We start from the raw sequence: 18,516 nt of genomic DNA on the forward strand, positions 1-18,516 counted from the left end.
TAGGAACGATGAGTTGGTGACTAAAGCGAACCAGGCGCAAAGATGCTCGTGGTATTGGCCATTAGCGTGTCACCCCGACGGATGGTGGCGGTGGCCGTAACGGTATCTGTTGGCATGATGTTGATGGCGATATTCCCAGCCTGATTTTTTCCTGCATGCGCTGAAAGATGACCGGATTGACGGGTGCGGCTGCTTCCGTTGGGCCCTTTTTTCTCAATGCCGATTTCATAATGAAGATTGCTGTCGGCTGCCTCGCATTGGAGCAGCAGGTGGAAACGGTGTTGCTGTTTTTCAGCAGTGGCAATGATGTCCACAGTGCAGGGTGAAGAATGGGCGGCCATGGGTGTCGCTGCTCCGATGAGTAACAGGGTAAGCCCCGCTGCGCGGGTGAGGGTGCCGAGGCACCGTTGCCGATTAGAACTGATGTACCGTTGCATGATTGCCCACTCCAAACTGGATGATTTTCCCCGAACTATTGCCCGCTGATTGCAGGATTGTTGCGGTGCTTCCCTCGATATCGCGAAGCGGGCTGTGCTGTTCAATGGATGCCCGGCTGTCCATATGACTCTGCGCTGTCAGCGCGTCGTTACCCGTGCCGTACTGTGCGATGCTCGCGTCGATATCCGACCCGTTTGACTGCTCTATATCAGCTCGAGAGGACGGTGACTGATTCTGTTGGATGCTGCCTGTGGCGCTATCGGTGTGGTCTTGTGATATGCGTGCCTCGCTATGATGAGACTGCGTCTGATCAATGTTGGCGTCATTGCGGTGGCTGTGTTGCTGGCTGATTATGGCATTGGCGTCATGGCTTAGGGATTGCCGAATGATTGCAAGGCTGGCGGTGCTGCTCTGTTGATAGAGGCTGGCGGTATTAATATTGCTGTGTTGTTTAATTTGCGGGGTGCTGCTGTCTGCAAGCAGAAGACAGGGGGGCAGCATAAGCGCGGGAAAAATCATCCGCAGTGCAGGCGGCAGCGCCATGACATTGTCCTCTTGGGTCCGGCCCCCGGGTTAGGCGTTGGTATTATGGGTGGGCACAACGAGGTCGGGGCCACAGTGTGGCCCCGACGTGATCACGGGGTGATCAGTTCTGGTGGATAAAGGCGTTGTTACCGCCGCCGCCCATCTGGGTGATGGTGGCTGAGTCCAGCGTGGCTTCCTGCAGGATGGTGGCCACGTTTTCATTGCCTGAGGCGCCAATGCCGAACTGGGTAATAAAGGCTTCGTTGTCAGAGCCAGGCTGGGTAATGGTTGCGATGCCGTATTCTGAAATGGCGTCCTGCTCTACGTTGGCCAGGTTGTTGTCACCCAGCTGGTCCACATCGATAACGCTGTTGCCGCCGTGGGAGTGTGCCACTGCTACGTTGGCGTTGCCGTGTTGGTCCACGTTAGCCAGGTTGTCGGAGCCGGATTGGTCCACTTCCGCATCATTGGCTGTGCCTGACTGGTTCACATAGGCGGTATTACGGTCGCCCAGTCCCTGGTCAACCTGTGCAATGTTGGCGTCGCCACCCTGAACGATTTCTGCATAGCTGCTAGTGGATTCGTCCTGGATGATATCCGCATCGCCGTTGGTGCCGTACTGATCAATCATTGCGTCAGAGTTGAACGAGAAATCCTGGCTGATCAGGCCGTTGTTGTTATCGCCACTTTGGGTGATGCTGGCGGTGGCATTGTCGGAAATGGCCACTTGGCTGATGCTGGCAATGTTGTCTGCACCGGTCTGGTCTACGGTAGCGGTGGCAAACCAGGAATCATCCTGCAGCACGTCGGCGGTGTTGTTGACGTTGGACTGGTTAACCGTGGCCGTAGACCCAATCAGATTGTTCTGGGTGATGTTGGCGAGATGGTCGACGCCGGTTTGAGTGATGGAAGCATCCGCGTTCAGGCTGGCACTTTGAACGATGGTTGCGTCGCTGGAGAAGGCGGATGTCTGAGTGATGCTGGCAACGGAGTCTTCGTTACCTGCGATTTGCTGAATGGTGCCATTGGTGTTGTCGGAAATGGCAACCTGGGTGATGGTGGCGGTGTTAAGGGTGCCGTCCTGCTCAACCGTGGCAGTGGCGAACCAGCTGTCATCCTGGGTGATGGTGGCAGCGTTGTCGTCACCTACGGTGTCGATGTCGGCAGTCATCATGTTGACGCTGTTGGCCTGGCTGACGTCGGCGCTGTTGTTGTTGCCGGTTTGATCAACCGTGGCAACCGCATCGTCGGTGCTGCTTTGCACAGTGCTGGCGGTGTTGCCGGCGCCGGTCTGGTTGGTGGTGGCTGAATTGTTCGCAGCCCAGGATGCAGTTGCCAGGGTTGCCAGAATGGCAGCGGCAAGCGGTTTCAAGGTTTTCATGGGTGTATCTCCTCAAGGTTTAGGCTAGGTCTTAGGCAAAATAACGTCGTCCATTTCAATCCCATTGCTGAATGGAGACGTGGAGTCCGGCCCCGATCTGGGTAACCGAAACAGCGTTGGCGTTACCGTATTGCGCCACATCGGCGTTATTGCCGACCCCGTATTGGGCAATGGTGGCGCGGTTGTAATCGCCGTTTTGATCGAGCGAGATTGTGTTGTGGCTGCCTTTCTGGAAGAGAGAGGCGTTGTTGCCTGTGCCGTATTGGCTTACCACTGCCAGGTTTTCCCAGCCGAGCTGGGTGATGTCCGCTTGTTGCGCCGTGCCGTGCTGAATGATGTCAGCCTGGTTGGCGTAACCCTTTTGCTGAAGTGAAGCGGTATGGCTGAGGCCTTCCTGTTGGAGGGTGCCGGTGTTTTTTCCCTGCTGGGTTATGGAGGCATTGAGATCCGCACCGTCCTGGGCAATGTCCGCGCTATTGCCGGCGGGAATTTCATCGAAAAATGAAAGGTCGGTAGCGTTCGCCTGTGTTCCCAGAATCAACAAGAGTCCTGCAAGAACAAGGTGGGCTATGGTTTGCCCTGTCATCATTTTCATCCCTGATAATTGAACCTCACGCACTCAGTCTTGCGCGATTTTTCCTGCAGTGACATTCGCCATCGGTGCTGAATTTTTCAGGCCGTGACTAGTCGGTGGGGTAATAAAAAGCGGAGAGATTGCGTTTTTGGGCCGGGCGGTTTTCAGAAAAAACCGCGGAATGCTTGTAGAGCAAGGGTTTGAGAGCCTGTTGGCAGTTAGTTCGTTTGGTGTAAGCCAATGTCTTGCCGCGTCAGGAAAGGAGGGCGAGTTTGTGACCGGTGGTCGGCGATGGGCTTTGACAAGGCTTGCCCAGGGCGCCCGGGCTGTTCAAACTACCGTTTGAATTTCAGAATTGGAGAAGGGTGTGCTTGAGCAGCTCAGGCAGCGTTTGCCTGATTACAGACGCACAGAATTGCCCCTGGCGTTGCCCGAGGCCGCCGTTCTGATGCCGTTGGTCGATGTGCCGGAGCCCCGGGTCATCCTGACGGTGCGTTCCAATTCCATGCCGACCCATGCCGGTGAGGTGGCCTTCCCGGGTGGAAAGCGGGATCCGGGCGATAAAAACCTGCTGATGACAGCCTTGCGTGAAAGTCAGGAAGAGGTGGGATTGTCGCCGGATTACGTGGATGTATTGGGGCAGTTGTCTCCGCTGGCTTCCCGGTATGGTATGAAGGTAACGCCTTTTGTGGGCATCGTTCGCCCGGAGGCACAGCTGCAAGCCGAGCCTGGCGAAATCGATACCATCTTCCAGGTGCCCCTGCAGTTCTTTCTGGATGAGGTTCCGGAGCTGTCCAGCCCCATTGATGTGTTTGGTCGCCAGTTCCGTATTCCCAGCTATTACTATGAAGACAAACGCATTTGGGGCCTGACGGCCTTCATGATTCTGGATTTGATCAACCACGTCTATGATGCGGGCATTGAGTTTGAGGTGAAGGGCTAGCCTTCGGCCGGTCACGCTCTGCCTGGCAAGAGAAAACAAAGGGGAGTCGAATGATTTACAAGATCGGTGAGCGCCGCCTGGAGCAGCGTGGTAGTGGCCACTGGATTGCAGACAATGCCACCGTCATTGGTTCGGTGATCATGGAAGCCAACAGCAGCATCTGGTTCAACGCGGTATTGCGGGCCGACAACGATGTGATCGAAATCGGCGAAAACACCAATATTCAGGACGGTGCTGTGCTGCATGTGGACCCGGGCGTACCCATGAAACTGGGCCGCGACGTGACCGTGGGCCACAAGGTCATGCTGCATGGCTGCACCGTGGGCGATAACAGCCTTATCGGTATCAATGCGGTGGTGCTCAATAAAGCCGTGATTGGCAATAACTGCATTATCGGCGCCAATTCGCTGGTGCCGGAAGGAATGAAAATTCCAGACAACTCCCTGGTGATGGGATCGCCGGCCAAGGTGGTGAAGGAAATTGGTGAAGGGCACAAGGCCATGCTGACCATGGGCAGCATGCATTACGTGGCCCATGCCAAAGAATTCGATCAACACCTGGAGGTGGACGAACGGTTCCATGACTGACAGGCAACTGGTGTCGCCGTGTGTATCGATCTGCGCACTGGATGAAGAGGATATCTGTGTGGGCTGCTTCCGTACCGGCGGGGAAATTTCCATCTGGGGCTTGCTCTCGGATGATGAAAAGCGAGAGGTGTTTCGCCGTATTGATCAGCGAATGAACGGCGAGCCGGCCCCCTGTGTGGTGCGCAAGGAGAAAAAGCCATGACAACACAGATTGGTAGCCAGGAGCCGGTGCGGCCCGTTGTCGGGTTGGCGTTAGGCAGTGGTTCCGCCCGCGGCTGGGCGCATATCGGGATCATCCAGGCGCTGGAAGAAATCGGTGTGCAGCCACAGGTGGTGGCCGGAACATCCATTGGCGCATTGGTAGGGGGCGCCTATGTGACCGGCACGCTCAATGCCTTTGCCGACTGGGTGGAATCCCTCACGGTCAAGGATGTGTTTGGTCTGCTGGATATCAGCTTTTCCGGCGGCATGGTGAAAGGGGAGAAGCTGTTCAGCTTTTTTCAGGACCACCATGAAAACCCGGAAATCGAGACCCTGGACAAGAAGCTGGTCACCGTGGCCACAGACATGAAAAGTGGCCGTGAAGTCTGGATAACCAAAGGGCGGATGCTGGATGCCGCGCGGGCATCCTGTGCCTTGCCGGGGCTGTTTTCTCCAGTGAAGATGCAGGGGCGCTGGATGCTCGATGGTGGCCTGGTGAATCCGGTTCCTGTTTCTGCCGCTCGCGCCATGGGCGCAGATGTGGTGATCGCGGTGAATCTCAATGCCCAGTTGGTGGGCGCCCACCTGTCCCGGGACACCCGCAGCCAGGCAGAGGGAGAAGAAGGCACCGCTGAAGAGCGCAGTATCTGGCAGAAAATGATGGATTACTTCGCTTCAGGAGACGGTCAGGATCCGGGCTTTTTCGATGTGGTGGCGTCCAGCATCAATATCATGCAGGACCGCATTACCCGCTCGCGTATGGCTGGCGATCCGCCTGAAGTGACGCTGGTGCCAATGCTGGAAGACTTCGCGCTGATGGATTTTCACCGTGCCAAGGAAGCCATCGCCGAAGGGCGTGCGTTGGTGAAACGCTACGAGGCCGATATTCTCGCCTGGGTTGGGTCGCCGATCGCGGATCGGGTTTGAAAACAGCTGATAGTGGGCAGCTGACAGCGTCTCGATAAGCTGTGGTTTGGATTGAAACGAAAGAGGCCGCCTCCATGCTTTGGAAGCGGCCTCTTTCGTTTGGATTTTAAGATAACCAGGGATGCGGCGCTGTCAGCTGTCCACTATCAACTGTCAACTTGCTCTGCTTTCCTGGCTCTTACCGCCTTCACCATATTGTCTTTCACCTGCAGAATTTCGATCAGGTACTGGTCGATTTTCACCGAAATGTTGGCGTCGGGGATATCCTGAAGGTATTCCAGAATCAGGCCGTTCAGGGTTTTCGGGCCATCGGTGGGCAGCTCCCAGTGCAGCGCACGATTAATGTCACGCAGGGTGGAGGAGCCGTCGATCACGAAGCTGCCATCGTCCTGGGGGTGGATGTCCTGGCTGGTGGCGGCCAGATCGGTGGTGAACTCGCCGACAATCTCTTCGAGAATATCCTCCAGGGTGACCAGGCCCTGCACGTCGCCATACTCATCCACGACAATGCCGATGCGGCGTTTGGCATTCTGGAAGTTGATCAGCTGCTGGTGCAGGGAGGTGGCTTCCGGTACGAAGTAGGGCTCCACCGTGTACTGCATCAGTTCAGCCTTGTTGATGTCTTCCTTGAGCAGCAAGCGGCTGAGTTTGCGCAGGTGCAGCAGGCCGATCATGTTGTTGGGATCGCCATTGAAGACCGGCAGCCGGGTATGTTGGCTGGCGCGCAAGGTGGTAAGGATTTCGTGCATGTCGTCATCCAGATCAATGCCAACCATCTCGTTACGCGGGACCATGATGTCCTCCACGGTCACGGTTTCCAGATCGAGGATGTTAAGCAGCATTTTCTGGTGATTTTCGGGAATCAGTCCGCCGGCTTCATTCACCACAGTGCGAAGCTCTTCCGGGCTCAGGTGATCGTCGTCCTGTTCATTGGGGCGAATGCCACCCAGACGCAGCAGCATGCTGCTGACGCCGTTAACCATCCACACCAGTGGCGCCAACAGTACCTGCAACGGCTTGAGCACCAGGCTGGCAGGAAACGCGACTCGCTCCGGGCGCATGGCGGCGTAGGTCTTTGGCGTGATTTCCGCGAAGACCAGCATGATGATGGTGATTACCACCGGGGCCACGGCGGCACCGCTGTCGCCCAGCCAGCGAATCGCCAGAATCGCAGCCACGGTGGCAGCAAAATTATTGACGAAGTTGTTGCCGATGAGGATCACGGAGAGCAGCCGGTCCGTGCGTTTGAGCAGGGCTTCAACCCGGCTGGCCGCTTTTTGTCCCTGACGGGCAAGATGTCGAAGGCGGTAGCGGTTAATAGCCACCATGCCGGTTTCACTGCTGGAGAAGAAGGCAGAGGCCAGAATCAGAATAATCAGGGCGCCAATCAGCCACCCGTCAGAGTAGGTATCCAAAGGAAATATCGTTTATCCGCCAGTCGGCCCGCTATTGTTCGGGCCGGGGGGTTAGGGTGTCAAGGAGAGCAGGAGCGAGTTGAAAGTTAAAAGTTGAAACGCGGGCCCAGGGTTGGGGGTCACTCAAAGGCTGGAGGCCGCGTTTGGGCTCTTTTAACGTTAAGCGCGTTAGCGTTTCAGGATGAATTCCAGAACCAGTTGGCTGCCGAAGAAGGCCACCAGTAATACGGCAAAACCGCTGAGCGTAAAGCGAATGGCGGTACGCCCTCGCCAGCCACGGACGTAGCGTCCCGCCAGCAGGATGGCGAACACCACCCAGGACACCAGGGTCAGCACGGTTTTGTGCATCAGGTGTTGGGCAAACAGATTGTCCACGTAGAGGAAGCCGCTGAAGATGGCAACGGTGAGCAGGATTTCGCCCAGCCAGATTGCCTCGAACAGCATGGATTCCATCACCTGGATCGGCGGGAAAAGCCGCATGACGCCACGGATATGGCCGCTCTTGAGTTGACGGTCCTGAATCCAGAGCAGAATCGCCTGGCAGGCGGCCAGGGCCAACACGGCGTAGGCAACGATGGAAAACAGGACATGTACGCCCAGGCCGTGGGCCAGCGGGTGGGCGGTGTAACCGGTGCTGACCCACAGCATGGCGGGAATGGTGCACGCGGCAAAGGGATAGACGAGCGCTGAAATCCACTCGAACGGGCGATACAGGCTGGACACGACGACCACGGCGGCCCCGGTCATGGCCACGGCGGAGGCGACGGGGAACAGCCCCAGTTGCAGTCCGCTGGTGGTGATCATCACCTGCCACAGGCTGGCGGCATGGGCGATAACGGCCAGGGTGCCGGGGATCAGAATGCTGGCCCGGGACGGGACTGTCTGGCCGCGAAATTGCCGATAGAGGATCAGGCAGGCGGCGAGATACAAAACAAACGCCGCGAAGCCGTTGATCACGGAAAAGTTCATAAGTCGTTGTTATCCGAAGTAGGCGCCCAGCATAAAATGGCGGGCCAAGCCCGCTGAAGTCTGGCATAGCCGCCAGTTATCTATCAACAATCATTCTCATTTTGTGCCGTGAAAGGGAAGACTGCGGCCGGGGCCCATGACGTTGGTGCCCAAGGAGGGCTATAATCGCGCCCCTGTCACTGCGGCAGGCACGCCCGGCCGCAGACATGGTGCATTTGGAGGTAGACCCATGTTCGAGAATCTCACCGATCGGTTGGGATCGTCGCTTAAAAGCCTGGCAGGTCAGGGTTCCCTGACCGAAGACAATATCCGCGACACCCTGCGCGAAGTGCGCAAGGCACTGCTGGAGGCCGATGTGGCCTTGCCGGTGGTGAAAGAGTTTGTCGAGCAGGTAAAGGAAAAGGCCCTGGGGCAGGAAGTGCTGCAGAGCCTGAACCCGGGCCAGGCGTTTGTGAAGATCGTCAACGACGAGCTGGTTCACACCATGGGCGATGCCAACGACGCCCTGGATCTGGCCACCAAGCCGCCGGCCATTATTCTGATGGCGGGCCTGCAGGGTGCCGGTAAAACCACCTCTGTGGCCAAGCTTGCGCGTTTCCTGCAGGAGCGTGAGAAGAAGAAAGTCATGGTGGTGTCCGCTGACGTCTACCGCCCGGCGGCTATCGAGCAGCTGAAAACCCTGGCGGGGGAAGTGGAGACCAACTTCTTCCCGTCCACCGGCGACCAGGACCCGGTGGATATTGCCAATGCGGCGCTGGAAGAAGCCCGCCGTCGTTATATGGACGTGCTGATCGTCGATACCGCGGGCCGTCTGCATGTCGACGAAGACATGATGAGCGAGATCAAGCGCCTGCACGGGGCCATCAGCCCGGTGGAAACCCTGTTCGTGGTGGACGCCATGACCGGTCAGGATGCGGCCAACACCGCCCAGGCCTTTAATGAAGCGCTGCCGCTCACCGGTGTGATCCTCACCAAGGCCGACGGTGATTCCCGCGGTGGTGCGGCGCTGTCTGTGCGTCAGCTCACCGGCAAGCCGATCAAGTTCATCGGTATGGGTGAGAAGACCGACGCCCTGGAGCCGTTTCACCCGGATCGTATCGCCAGCCGGATTCTCGGCATGGGCGACGTGCTCTCCCTGGTGGAAGAAGCCGAGCGCAAGCTGGACAAGAAGAAAGCCGAAAAAATCGCCAAGAAGTTCAAGAAAGGCAAGGCGATGGACTTCGAGGATCTCAAGGACCAGTTCCAGCAGATGCGTAATATGGGCGGCATGGCCGGCCTGCTCGACAAGTTGCCGGGCATGGGCGGGATGATGGAAGCGGCCCAGGATCCGGCCGCCATGAAACAGATGAAGCACATGGAAGCCCTGATTGATTCCATGACCCCCAAAGAGCGCCGTAACCCGGATCTGCTTAAGGGCTCCCGGAAGAAACGCATTGTCGCCGGTGCCGGCCTGGAGATTCAGGACCTGAACCGCCTCATCAAGCAGCAGAAGATGATGGCCAAGATGATGAAGAAGATGCGCACCAAGGGTGGCATGAAGAACATGATGCGAGGCATGGAAGGCATGATGGGCGGTGGCGGCCAGGGTGGTCCGGGTGGCGGCATGCCCCCGGGCGGCATGGGCGGCCCAGGCGGCATGCCGCCGATGTGAGGCTGCGCACGCATCACGCGGCATGCTTCACGCAACAACGCGGGCAGAGCGGGTGGGATTCCACCTCTCTGCCCGCGTTGCGTTTGGGGTCGCTGCTGTGAAACCGTGTTGCGTGGAGCTTGTTGCGTGGTGCATCTCCCTGTATAATTCGCGCCCTTCGCGGCCTCTCCGTGCTTTTCACGGGTGGCTTTCAAGCGGATACGATGGTCTGGCTGTCTTTCCCGATAGTCCGGCCGGGAAACCGGATTGATAAAAAGGTACGTAAACCATGGTAGTTATTCGTCTCGCTCGTGGCGGTTCCAAGAAGCGTCCGTTCTATAGCATCGTTGTTGCTGATAGCCGTTACTCACGTGATGGTCGTTTCATTGAGCAACTGGGTTTCTACAACCCCATCGCCCGTGGCGGTGAAATCCCTCTCAAGCTGAACCTGGAAAGCCTGGATGCCTGGGTTGCCAAGGGTGCACAGCTGTCTGACCGTGTTAAGACCCTCGCCAAGCAGGCCCGTAAGGCAGCCTGATGGCAGAGCGAGGACAATCCTCTTCTGAAGAGGGCGCGTCCTCCAGGCTGGAGGTCGTCGGCCGCATCCTCGGGGTGCACGGCGTCAAAGGATGGGTAAAGGTGTATTCCCATACCGATCCGATGGACAACCTCCAGCAGTACCAGCCCTGGCACCTGAAACAGGGTGGCCCGCATTCAAGTGGTCAGCCTTCAGGTGGAGAGTGGAAACCGGTGAAAGTGACCGGATTCCGCCCTCAGGGGAAAGGCCTGATTGCGCAACTGGAAGGGATTACCGACCGGGAAGCGGCAGCGGCCCTGGTGGGGCAGGAGATCGGCGTACCCGCTGATTTGCTGCCACAATCCGGGCAAGGCGAGTACTACTGGCGTGACCTGATTGGCCTGCGGGTAAAACATGTGAATGGCATGGACCTGGGCAAGGTGACGCGAATGCTGGAAACCGGTGCCAACGACGTTGTCGTGGTTCGCGGTGACAGCAATAGCTTGGATCGGCGTGAACGGCTGATTCCCTGGCTACCGGATGACGTGATTACTGCCATCAGCCTTGCAGAAGGGCAGATGACAGTGGATTGGGACCCGGACTTTTAAATGATGGCGACGAAGCCTCCGTTTGCCGTCACTCTGGTAACACTGTTTCCGGAGATGGCGCAGGCGATTACTGACTTCGGCGTGACCCGGCGGGCCGTGGAAAACGGCCAGCTGCAGGTGGAAACGGTGAATCCTCGGGATTTCACTGAAGACCGCCACCGCACCGTGGACGATCGCCCTTTTGGTGGCGGCCCCGGCATGGTGATGAAAGTGGAGCCCTTGGCGAAAGCCCTGCAGGCTGCACGCACTGCCAACCCGGCAGCGAAAGTGGTTTATCTGTCCCCGCAAGGGCAGCCGCTGACCCAGGCCAAGGCCGCGGCGTTGGCGGAGCAGCCCGGCCTGATCTTGTTGGCGGGGCGTTACGAGGGCGTAGACGAGCGGTTGCTTGATGCTGAGGTGGATGAGCAGATATCCATCGGCGACTACGTGCTAAGCGGCGGCGAACTGCCGGCGCTGGTGCTGATCGATGCGGTCAGCCGATTGATTCCCGGAGTGCTGGGTCACAAGGATTCCGCCGAGCAGGACTCTTTTTCGGGTGACTTCGAAAACCTGCTCGATTGCCCGCATTACACCCGCCCGGAGGTGTATGGCGAGCAGGCAGTGCCACCGGTACTGCTCAGTGGCAATCACGAGCTGATTCGCCGCTGGCGCCTTAAGCAGGCGTTGGGACGGACCTGGCAACAGCGTCCGGACCTGCTGGAGGCCCGCCGGGCGCGGGGCTTGAGCAACGAAGAGCAACAACTGCTGGACGAATACATCGCCGAGCAGTCGTCGCATACAGCAAAAAACTCTGATTAGGAGCACTGCCATGAGTGGCAAGAACCTTATTATCCAGGGCATCGAAAATGCCCAGCTGAAAACCGAAGTACCGGAATTCGGCGCCGGTGACACTGTTACCGTGCAAGTGAAAGTAAAGGAAGGTACCCGTGAGCGTCTGCAGGCGTTCCAGGGTGTGGTTATCGCTCGTCGTAACCGTGGCCTGAACTCTGCATTTACCGTGCGCAAAATCTCTCACGGTGTGGGCGTTGAGCGTGTATTCCAGCTGCATAGCCCGCTGATCGATTCCATCCAGGTGAACCGTCGTGGTGATGTGAGCCGCGCCAAGCTTTACTATCTGCGTGATCGCTCTGGTAAGTCCGCACGGATCAAAGAAAAAATCCGGTAGATTGCGGATTCCTTCTACCGCGAGCGAATGTTGGTTTAGCCTTTGCTGTAGGGCATGCGAAATCAACCTCTGGCCCGGTAGATTGCTCCAACAAAAAAGCCGCTTCCTTTCGGGAAGCGGCTTTTTTGTTGGTCGCTTTGCGGCTGCCTCACGCAAGACGTCTCCCGCTGCGTCGTAGGTCGGAAATGGGCGTGAGCCCATCTCCGACAGGGTATTTCCGCCCTACGGTTCCATCATTGGCATCAGGCTTCTAGCCTTTCTTCACCATCCGGTACAGGGCCAGCAGCACCAGCGCGCCGACGATGGCGGTGATGAAGCTGCCCAGGCTGAAACCGCTGACGGAACCGCCCAGGCCGGTAATAGAGCCCAGCCAGCCGCCGACCACGGCACCAGCGATACCGATCAGAGTAGTAACAATAAAGCCGCCCGGGTCCTTCCCCGGCATAATCCATTTAGCGATGATGCCGGCGATCAGGCCGAATACAATCCAGGATAAAATTCCCACGATTCCTCTCCTTGGTGACGATTTCTTGAAATTTTGCTGGTCTCCATTGTTGCCCTAAATCGCGGTGTTTGTCGTTAATGACGTCGGCGCTATGCGTAATATTTGGTAAAAGAGCGGCAGGGGCGGAAAGGCGCTGATGCTGGGTAACTCATTGTTTTTTCTCTTTGAATAAGGCTTCATGACGTAATGGGAACGGAAACGGACGGGCAACCAACGGATGCGCATGGTCGGCTGATTGATAGCTGGCTGGACCAGCAGTGGCTGGAGAAAGGCCTGAGTGAGCACAGCCTGTCCAATTATCGCCGGGACATTAGCCAGCTCGCTGTCTGGTTGCAGCATCAACAGGCGACTTTGCTGGCCTGCGAACGGTATCAATTACTGGAGTTCCTTGCCGCCCGCCACCAGCAAGGCCTTAGTGCACGCTCCGTTGCCCGGCAGCTGTCGGCGGTGAAAAGCTTTTACCGCTGGCTCAAGCGGGAAGGCCGCATTGCGGAGGATCCGGCACTGCTGATCGAGCGACCCAAGCTGGGCAGGCCGTTGCCAAAGACCCTGAGCGAAGCGGATGTGGAAGCCCTGCTGGCGGCGCCGGACCTGTCCACGCCGCTGGGCCTGCGTGACCGTGCCATGCTGGAGGTGCTTTATGCCACGGGCCTGCGGGTGACTGAACTGGTGACATTGACCCAGAGCCAGATCAATCCGCGCCAGGGGCTGATCCGGGTGATCGGCAAAGGCGACAAGGAGCGACTGGTGCCGCTGGGGGAAGAGGCGCTGCACTGGCTGGGCCGCTATGCGCAGGAGGGGCGCCCCCAATTGCTGGCCGCGGATCAGCAGGGTGGCAATCAGGAGCTGCTCTTTCCCAGCCGCCGTGGCACCTGTATGACACGGCAGACATTCTGGCATCGAATCAAGCAGTTGGCAGTGGTCGCGGGGGTGCAAAAAAAGCTCTCTCCCCATACACTGCGGCATGCATTTGCCACGCACCTGTTGAATCACGGCGCGGATTTGCGGGTGGTACAGCTGCTGCTGGGGCACTCGGATCTGTCGACGACCCAGATCTACACCCATGTGGCACAACAGCGGTTACAAGACGTCTACCAGAAACATCACCCCCGATCGGGAACCTGAGCCAGCTGGCGGGTTCTCACAGGTAAGAGAAGGAGTAACGACACAATGAAAAAGGTTTTGCTGTTTGTATTGTTGGGGCTGATGACCGCATGTGGCGCCAGTTCTGAAAGCGCCAAGGGTAACGCCGAGATCGATGGTGAACAGGCGAAAGCGGCTTTCGAGAAAGCCTTTCCTGCTGTTGAAGTCAGTGATGTGCGTGCTGCGCCCATGGCGGGCATGCTGGCGCTGGAAGTAAACGGGAGTGAAACCGTTTACATGAGCGAAGACGGCCGTTTTATCATGATCGGCAAGTTGCTTGAGCTGAAAGACGGAGAGGTGGTCAACCCGGCGGAGCAGCGCCTGGAAAAGGTTCGCGCTGAAGGTATCAAGACGCTGAACAAGGACGACATGATCACTTACGCTGCTGAAGACGAGAAAGTGGAAGTGTACGTGTTCACCGACATTACCTGCGGGTATTGCCGCAAGCTGCATCGTCATATCGACGAATACATGGCGTCCGGCGTGACGGTCCACTACCTGGCCTTCCCCCGCGGTGGCCCGACCACCAAGGCAGCGGCTTCCATGCGTCATATCTGGTGTGCGCAAGACCGCCAGCAGGCGCTGTCGGATGCCAAACTCAATGACAAGATCAACAATGCAGAGCTGGGCGAGTGTGCCAAGCCGGTTGATGAGCAATATGAGCTGGGCCTGACATTCGGGGTTCGCGGTACACCGGCGATCTACACCACCGAAGGCAGGCAGCTGGGTGGCTATTTGACCCCTGAAGATATGCTCAAGCGGCTGGACTGATTCGCCTGTATCCCCCGTATTACGGTGCTTTGCTGCCGTAAACACGGTGCCGGCACATTGACGACGCGGGGTTGCGCCGTTAATGTGTCGGCCTTCTTTTACTCCTACCCAAGGTGCTGTCGTGGAAACCGATTTCCAGCGAATCCGTCGTTTGCCGCCCTATGTCTTCAACATTGTTGGAGAGATGAAGGCGGCAGCGCGAGCGCGGGGTGAGGATATTATCGATTTCAGCATGGGCAATCCGGATCAGCCCACGCCAAAACATATTGTCGATAAGCTGACAGAAACCGCTCAGCGGGGCGATACCCACCGTTATTCACAGTCCCGGGGGATCCCTCGCTTGCGCAAGGCCATGACGGACTGGTACCAGCGCCGTTATGACGTGGAGCTGGATCCGGAATCCGAGGCCATTGTCACCATTGGTTCCAAGGAAGGCCTGGCGCATCTGGCACTGGCGACCATGGGCCCCGGGGACACCGTGCTGGTGCCGAACCCCAGCTACCCGATTCACCCCTATGGGTTCGTGATTTCCAATGCGGATATTCGCCACGTACCCATGGTGAAAGGGGTGGATTTCTTTGTGGAGCTGGAACGGGCGATCAAGGAATCCTGGCCCAAGCCGAAAATGCTGGTGCTGAATTTCCCCGGCAATCCCACGGCCCAGTGTGTGGAGCTGGATTTCTTCGAGAAAGTGGTGGCCATTGCCCGTGAGCACCAGATCTGGGTGGTGCACGATATCGCCTACGCGGACATCGTGTTCGATGGCTACAAGGCCCCCTCCATTCTGCAGGTGGAAGGCGCCAAGGATGTGGCGGTGGAGTTCTTTTCCCTGTCCAAGAGCTACAACATGCCCGGGTGGCGGGTGGGCTTCTGCTGCGGCAATAAAGAGCTGATCCACGCCTTGGCACGCATCAAGTCATACATGGATTACGGCACCTTTACCCCGATTCAGGTGGCGGCCATTGCCGCGCTGGAAGGGGACCAGAGTTGCGTTGCCGAGATCTGCGAGATGTATCGCCAGCGCCGGGATGTGCTGGTGGAAGGGCTGGGCGACATTGGCTGGCCGGTGGAAAAACCCCGTGCCACCATGTTTGTCTGGGCTGAAATCCCCGAAGCCTATCGGGCCATGGGCTCGCTGGAGTTTTCCAAGAAGCTGCTCACCGAAGCGGGTGTAGCAGTGTCGCCGGGCATTGGTTTTGGCGACTATGGTGACGATCATGTGCGTTTTGCGCTGATCGAGAACGAACAACGTACCCGGCAGGCCATGCGCGGCATCAAGAAGATGTTCCGTCAGGATGGGCTGCTGGGCTAACAGGCTGCGCCTTGTGCGCCCCTGCATAAAGAGAGGAAATGACGTGAAGTCGGTGAAGGTGGGTATTGCTGGTCTGGGCACGGTGGGTTCAGGCACCGTGAATGTACTGAAGCGTAACGCGCGGGATATTGCCCGCCGCGTGGGGTGTCCGATTGAAATTACCCATATCGGTGCCCGCCGCGACAATGCGGCCTGTGATACCAGTGATATTCGTCTTTCCCGCGATATTTTTGCGGTGGCGACAGACCCGGATATCGACATTCTGGTAGAGCTCATTGGCGGCATTGATACTGCACGTGAGTTGGTACTTACCGCTATCAAGAACGGCAAGCACGTGGTCACCGCCAACAAGGCGCTGATCGCCGAGCACGGCAACGAAATCTTCCAGGCGGCCCAGGATAATGGCGTGGACGTGGCGTTCGAAGCCTCTGTGGCCGGCGGGATCCCGATCCTCAAATCACTGGGTGAAGGCCTGGCCGCGAACCATGTGAACTGGCTGGCGGGCATTATCAATGGCACCGGCAACTTCATCCTCACCGAAATGGAAGAGGGTGGCCGGGCCTTTGATGACGTGTTGGCAGAAGCGCAAGCGCTGGGTTACGCGGAAGCGGACCCCACCTTCGACGTAGAAGGTATTGATGCAGCCCACAAGCTGACCATTCTGGCCTCCATTGCGTTCGGTATTCCGCTGCAGTTTTCCAAGGTCTACACCGAGGGGATCAGCCGGATTACCACCGAAGACGTGGCCAGCGCCGCGCATTTCGGTTACCGCATCAAACACCTGGGGATTGCCAAGGACACCGGTAACGGCATCGAGCTGCGTGTGCACCCGACCCTGATTCCCAAGGAAACCATGCTGTCTGCCGTGAATGGCGTGATGAACGCCATCATGATCGATGGCGATGCGGTGGGGCCGACCCTGTTCTACGGCGCCGGCGCTGGTGCCGAGCCGACGGCTTCCGCTGTCGTGGCTGACATCATTGAACTGGGCCGCGCACTGACCGTGGACCACGACGAGCGTGTACCGTATCTGGGCTTCCACACCGACCAGATGTCCGATGAGCCGATTCTGACCATCGATGACGTGTCCTGCAGCTTCTACCTGCGCCTGCACGTGCAGGACAAGACCGGCGTGCTGGCCGACGTGACTCGCATCCTCAGTGATAACAATGTCAGCATTGATGCACTGGTACAGCGTGAAGTGGACCAGGGCTTGGTGCCCATCGTGATGATGACCCACGTGGTGCGCGAAGGGGACATGAGCGCCGCGCTCGCCAAGATCGGTGCCCTTGAAGCCGTGAATAGCGATATAATGCGTATCAGGGTAGAGACGCTTGATGCCTAAATAAATAACGCTTGCAGGCTGCACGCAGCACGCCTGCACGCCAAAACCGTGATGCGTGTTAGCGTGTTGCGTGTAAGCTAATGAAGAGAGACCAAAACCATGCCTTTTCGTGACCGTTACACCGGCCTGATCAACCGTTACCGTGACCACCTGCCGGTGAATGATGACACGCCGATCATCAGCCTGGGCGAGGGGAATACCCCGCTGATTCGCTTGAAGAATATCCCCAAGCTGCTGGGCAAGGACGTGGATATCTACGTCAAATACGAAGGCCTTAATCCCACCGGTTCCTTCAAGGACCGGGGCATGACCATGGCGGTGACCAAGGCCGTGGAAGAAGGCAGCAATGCCATCATCTGTGCCTCCACCGGCAACACGTCTGCGGCCGCTGCTGCCTATGCCGCCCGTGCCGGGATTACCGCTTTTGTACTGATTCCGGAAGGCAAAATTGCCATGGGCAAGCTGGCCCAGGCAATGATGTACGGTGCGGTGATCATGCAGATCCGTGGTAATTTCGACCAGGGCATGGAACTGGTGAAACAGGTGGCCGAGAAGGCGCCGGTGACCATCGTGAACTCGGTTAACCCGTACCGTCTGCAGGGGCAGAAATCCGCCGCTTTCGAAATCGTCGAAGAGCTGGGCCGCGCCCCGGATTACCACTGCCTGCCGGTGGGCAATGCCGGTAATATCACCGCGCACTGGATGGGTTACAGCGAATACCACAAGTCTGGCATCGTCAATGCCGCCCCGAAAATGGTGGGTTACCAGGCCGAAGGTGCCGCGCCGTTCATGCGTGGCGAGCGAGTGAGCGATCCGGAAACCGTGGCAACGGCCATTCGTATCGGCAACCCGCAGTCCTGGGACAAGGCCTGGAAACTGCAGGAAGAATCCAAAGGCTGGTTCGACGAGCTTAGCGATCACGAAATCCTGACAGCACAGAAATTGTTGGCCGAGAAAGAAGGGATCTTCTGTGAGCCCGCCTCTGCGGCCTCCATCGGTGGCGCCATGCGCGACATCAAGGCCGGCAAGATTCCGGAAGGCTCTACCATCGTCTGCACCTTGACGGGTAACGGCCTGAAAGACCCGGATACCGCCATTGCCCAGTGCCAGGACAGCCGCATGGTCACCATCGATGCGGATCTGGATGCGGTGAAAGGCGCGATCCTGTCCAACATGTCCTGATCGCTTCAGGCGTAATAAAAAAACGGAGCCTTCGGCTCCGTTTTTTTATGGTTATCTCTGCCGCTGGTGCCTGCAGGGATACGCGGGGAAAAGGCAGGCATCGTCACGATGTGCTACCATGCGCGCTCTTTTGTGGCGAAAGGAACGACGACCCGGTGTCGAGATTACTGAAACCACCTACGTGTAACACCTCCTCTCTGGGCTGACTGCGCCCATGCCCTGGCTGGATTCTTCCCGGCCAACCCCTGACTGATGTCTTGCTCTCTGCTGATCCGAACTTTGTGCGTGCTGGTGCATAGCCACAGAGAGGTATTTGACATTGGTCGACCACTATTTAGTCTGTTTAAAGACGACAAAGAAGGGAGAGACTGATGAAAG

The 18,516-nt window shown here is 57.9% G+C and carries 21 protein-coding genes; 14 read left to right on the forward strand and 7 right to left on the reverse strand.

Going from position 1 to position 18,516, the window contains the following annotated elements; all coding sequences use genetic code 11:
• Positions 1 to 20: 20 nt before the first annotated feature.
• From F1529_RS09205 to F1529_RS09220, 4 genes are all read right to left on the reverse strand, one after another.
• On the reverse strand, positions 21 to 341 hold the full coding sequence (locus F1529_RS09205) for a hypothetical protein (RefSeq protein ID WP_155134021.1): 321 nt from the start codon (positions 339 to 341) through the stop codon (positions 21 to 23).
• 73 nt (positions 342 to 414) lie between these two features.
• Positions 415 to 981: a hypothetical protein gene (locus F1529_RS09210; RefSeq protein WP_155134024.1), complete on the reverse strand. Its 567-nt coding sequence runs from the start codon at positions 979 to 981 to the stop codon at positions 415 to 417.
• A gap of 103 nt (positions 982 to 1,084) precedes the next feature.
• Entirely contained in the window at positions 1,085 to 2,344 is a 1,260-nt protein-coding gene (locus F1529_RS09215; RefSeq protein WP_155134027.1) for a hypothetical protein, read from the reverse strand.
• Positions 2,345 to 2,399: 55 nt separating this feature from the next.
• Positions 2,400 to 2,963 carry a hypothetical protein gene (locus tag F1529_RS09220; RefSeq protein ID WP_155134030.1) on the reverse strand — a complete coding sequence of 188 codons (564 nt, stop codon included), beginning with the start codon at positions 2,961 to 2,963 and terminating at the stop codon, positions 2,400 to 2,402.
• 322 nt (positions 2,964 to 3,285) lie between these two features.
• On the opposite strand from F1529_RS09220, the gene F1529_RS09225 reads away from it, so the two are divergent.
• The 4 genes from F1529_RS09225 to rssA are packed head-to-tail and all read left to right on the forward strand — an operon-like array spanning position 3,286 to position 5,576.
• Complete coding sequence (locus F1529_RS09225) at positions 3,286 to 3,861, forward strand: CoA pyrophosphatase (protein ID WP_039926967.1); 576 nt, start codon at positions 3,286 to 3,288, stop codon at positions 3,859 to 3,861.
• Positions 3,862 to 3,911: 50 nt separating this feature from the next.
• Positions 3,912 to 4,448 carry a gamma carbonic anhydrase family protein gene (locus F1529_RS09230; protein ID WP_007149553.1) on the forward strand — a complete coding sequence of 179 codons (537 nt, stop codon included), beginning with the start codon at positions 3,912 to 3,914 and terminating at the stop codon, positions 4,446 to 4,448.
• Positions 4,441 to 4,650, forward strand: coding sequence for a DUF1289 domain-containing protein (locus F1529_RS09235; RefSeq protein WP_007151189.1), 210 nt, complete (start codon positions 4,441 to 4,443; stop codon positions 4,648 to 4,650). Before F1529_RS09230 ends, F1529_RS09235 begins: the two co-directional genes overlap by 8 nt.
• Entirely contained in the window at positions 4,647 to 5,576 is a 930-nt protein-coding gene (gene rssA, locus F1529_RS09240; RefSeq protein ID WP_155134033.1) for a patatin-like phospholipase RssA, read from the forward strand. The genes F1529_RS09235 and rssA overlap by 4 nt, the downstream gene beginning before the upstream one ends.
• 146 nt (positions 5,577 to 5,722) lie before the next feature.
• Here rssA and F1529_RS09245 read toward each other — a convergent pair whose 3' ends face one another.
• Positions 5,723 to 6,991 carry an HlyC/CorC family transporter gene (locus F1529_RS09245; RefSeq protein WP_007148558.1) on the reverse strand — a complete coding sequence of 423 codons (1,269 nt, stop codon included), beginning with the start codon at positions 6,989 to 6,991 and terminating at the stop codon, positions 5,723 to 5,725.
• Between the two features lie 168 nt (positions 6,992 to 7,159).
• Positions 7,160 to 7,960, reverse strand: coding sequence for an inner membrane protein YpjD (locus F1529_RS09250; RefSeq protein ID WP_007149614.1), 801 nt, complete (start codon positions 7,958 to 7,960; stop codon positions 7,160 to 7,162).
• Between the two features lie 229 nt (positions 7,961 to 8,189).
• Here F1529_RS09250 and ffh point away from each other — a divergent pair, with 229 nt between their 5' ends.
• The 5 genes from ffh to rplS all read left to right on the forward strand — a co-directional run bounded on the left by ffh (position 8,190) and on the right by rplS (position 11,880).
• The gene (ffh, locus tag F1529_RS09255) at positions 8,190 to 9,611 is read left to right on the forward strand and encodes a signal recognition particle protein (protein ID WP_155134036.1); all 1,422 of its coding nucleotides are present in this window, start codon (positions 8,190 to 8,192) and stop codon (positions 9,609 to 9,611) included.
• A 268-nt stretch (positions 9,612 to 9,879) separates the two neighbouring features.
• On the forward strand, positions 9,880 to 10,128 hold the full coding sequence (gene rpsP / locus F1529_RS09260; RefSeq protein WP_007149040.1) for a 30S ribosomal protein S16: 249 nt from the start codon (positions 9,880 to 9,882) through the stop codon (positions 10,126 to 10,128).
• Complete coding sequence (gene rimM, locus F1529_RS09265; RefSeq protein ID WP_039926972.1) at positions 10,128 to 10,715, forward strand: ribosome maturation factor RimM; 588 nt, start codon at positions 10,128 to 10,130, stop codon at positions 10,713 to 10,715. Before rpsP ends, rimM begins: the two co-directional genes overlap by 1 nt.
• Positions 10,716 to 11,513 carry a tRNA (guanosine(37)-N1)-methyltransferase TrmD gene (trmD, locus tag F1529_RS09270; protein WP_155134039.1) on the forward strand — a complete coding sequence of 266 codons (798 nt, stop codon included), beginning with the start codon at positions 10,716 to 10,718 and terminating at the stop codon, positions 11,511 to 11,513.
• A 10-nt stretch (positions 11,514 to 11,523) separates the two neighbouring features.
• Positions 11,524 to 11,880: a 50S ribosomal protein L19 gene (gene rplS / locus F1529_RS09275; RefSeq protein ID WP_007150853.1), complete on the forward strand. Its 357-nt coding sequence runs from the start codon at positions 11,524 to 11,526 to the stop codon at positions 11,878 to 11,880.
• A 250-nt stretch (positions 11,881 to 12,130) separates the two neighbouring features.
• Here rplS and F1529_RS09280 read toward each other — a convergent pair whose 3' ends face one another.
• A complete protein-coding gene (locus tag F1529_RS09280) occupies positions 12,131 to 12,385 on the reverse strand; it encodes a GlsB/YeaQ/YmgE family stress response membrane protein (protein WP_007148494.1) in 255 nt (84 codons plus the stop codon).
• A gap of 186 nt (positions 12,386 to 12,571) precedes the next feature.
• Here F1529_RS09280 and xerD point away from each other — a divergent pair, with 186 nt between their 5' ends.
• The 5 genes from xerD (at position 12,572) to thrC (ending at position 18,138) form a co-directional block, all read left to right on the forward strand.
• Positions 12,572 to 13,510: a site-specific tyrosine recombinase XerD gene (gene xerD / locus F1529_RS09285; protein WP_155134042.1), complete on the forward strand. Its 939-nt coding sequence runs from the start codon at positions 12,572 to 12,574 to the stop codon at positions 13,508 to 13,510.
• Between the two features lie 45 nt (positions 13,511 to 13,555).
• Positions 13,556 to 14,299: a DsbC family protein gene (locus tag F1529_RS09290; RefSeq protein ID WP_155134045.1), complete on the forward strand. Its 744-nt coding sequence runs from the start codon at positions 13,556 to 13,558 to the stop codon at positions 14,297 to 14,299.
• A 121-nt stretch (positions 14,300 to 14,420) separates the two neighbouring features.
• A complete protein-coding gene (gene alaC / locus F1529_RS09295; protein WP_370456992.1) occupies positions 14,421 to 15,611 on the forward strand; it encodes an alanine transaminase in 1,191 nt (396 codons plus the stop codon).
• Between the two features lie 43 nt (positions 15,612 to 15,654).
• A complete protein-coding gene (locus F1529_RS09300; protein ID WP_370456993.1) occupies positions 15,655 to 16,956 on the forward strand; it encodes a homoserine dehydrogenase in 1,302 nt (433 codons plus the stop codon).
• Positions 16,957 to 17,055: 99 nt separating this feature from the next.
• Positions 17,056 to 18,138 carry a threonine synthase gene (gene thrC, locus F1529_RS09305; RefSeq protein ID WP_007150588.1) on the forward strand — a complete coding sequence of 361 codons (1,083 nt, stop codon included), beginning with the start codon at positions 17,056 to 17,058 and terminating at the stop codon, positions 18,136 to 18,138.
• Positions 18,139 to 18,516 lie beyond the last annotated feature (378 nt).

This window comes from Alcanivorax sp. VBW004 (assembly GCF_009718865.1).
Classification (GTDB): Bacteria; Pseudomonadota; Gammaproteobacteria; order Pseudomonadales; family Alcanivoracaceae; genus Alcanivorax.

Coding starts and splice junctions, on each gene's coding strand:
- thrC (WP_007150588.1), top strand. CDS start 17,056: ATGCCTTTTCGTGACCGTTACACCGGCCTGATCAACCGTTACCGTGAC.
- rimM (WP_039926972.1), top strand. CDS start 10,128: ATGGCAGAGCGAGGACAATCCTCTTCTGAAGAGGGCGCGTCCTCCAGG.
- trmD (WP_155134039.1), top strand. CDS start 10,716: ATGATGGCGACGAAGCCTCCGTTTGCCGTCACTCTGGTAACACTGTTT.
- F1529_RS09290 (WP_155134045.1), top strand. CDS start 13,556: ATGAAAAAGGTTTTGCTGTTTGTATTGTTGGGGCTGATGACCGCATGT.
- F1529_RS09215 (WP_155134027.1), bottom strand. CDS start 2,344: ATGAAAACCTTGAAACCGCTTGCCGCTGCCATTCTGGCAACCCTGGCA.
- rplS (WP_007150853.1), top strand. CDS start 11,524: ATGAGTGGCAAGAACCTTATTATCCAGGGCATCGAAAATGCCCAGCTG.
- F1529_RS09230 (WP_007149553.1), top strand. CDS start 3,912: ATGATTTACAAGATCGGTGAGCGCCGCCTGGAGCAGCGTGGTAGTGGC.
- F1529_RS09250 (WP_007149614.1), bottom strand. CDS start 7,960: ATGAACTTTTCCGTGATCAACGGCTTCGCGGCGTTTGTTTTGTATCTC.
- F1529_RS09210 (WP_155134024.1), bottom strand. CDS start 981: ATGGCGCTGCCGCCTGCACTGCGGATGATTTTTCCCGCGCTTATGCTG.
- rpsP (WP_007149040.1), top strand. CDS start 9,880: ATGGTAGTTATTCGTCTCGCTCGTGGCGGTTCCAAGAAGCGTCCGTTC.
- xerD (WP_155134042.1), top strand. CDS start 12,572: ATGGGAACGGAAACGGACGGGCAACCAACGGATGCGCATGGTCGGCTG.
- ffh (WP_155134036.1), top strand. CDS start 8,190: ATGTTCGAGAATCTCACCGATCGGTTGGGATCGTCGCTTAAAAGCCTG.
- rssA (WP_155134033.1), top strand. CDS start 4,647: ATGACAACACAGATTGGTAGCCAGGAGCCGGTGCGGCCCGTTGTCGGG.
- F1529_RS09205 (WP_155134021.1), bottom strand. CDS start 341: ATGGCCGCCCATTCTTCACCCTGCACTGTGGACATCATTGCCACTGCT.
- F1529_RS09235 (WP_007151189.1), top strand. CDS start 4,441: ATGACTGACAGGCAACTGGTGTCGCCGTGTGTATCGATCTGCGCACTG.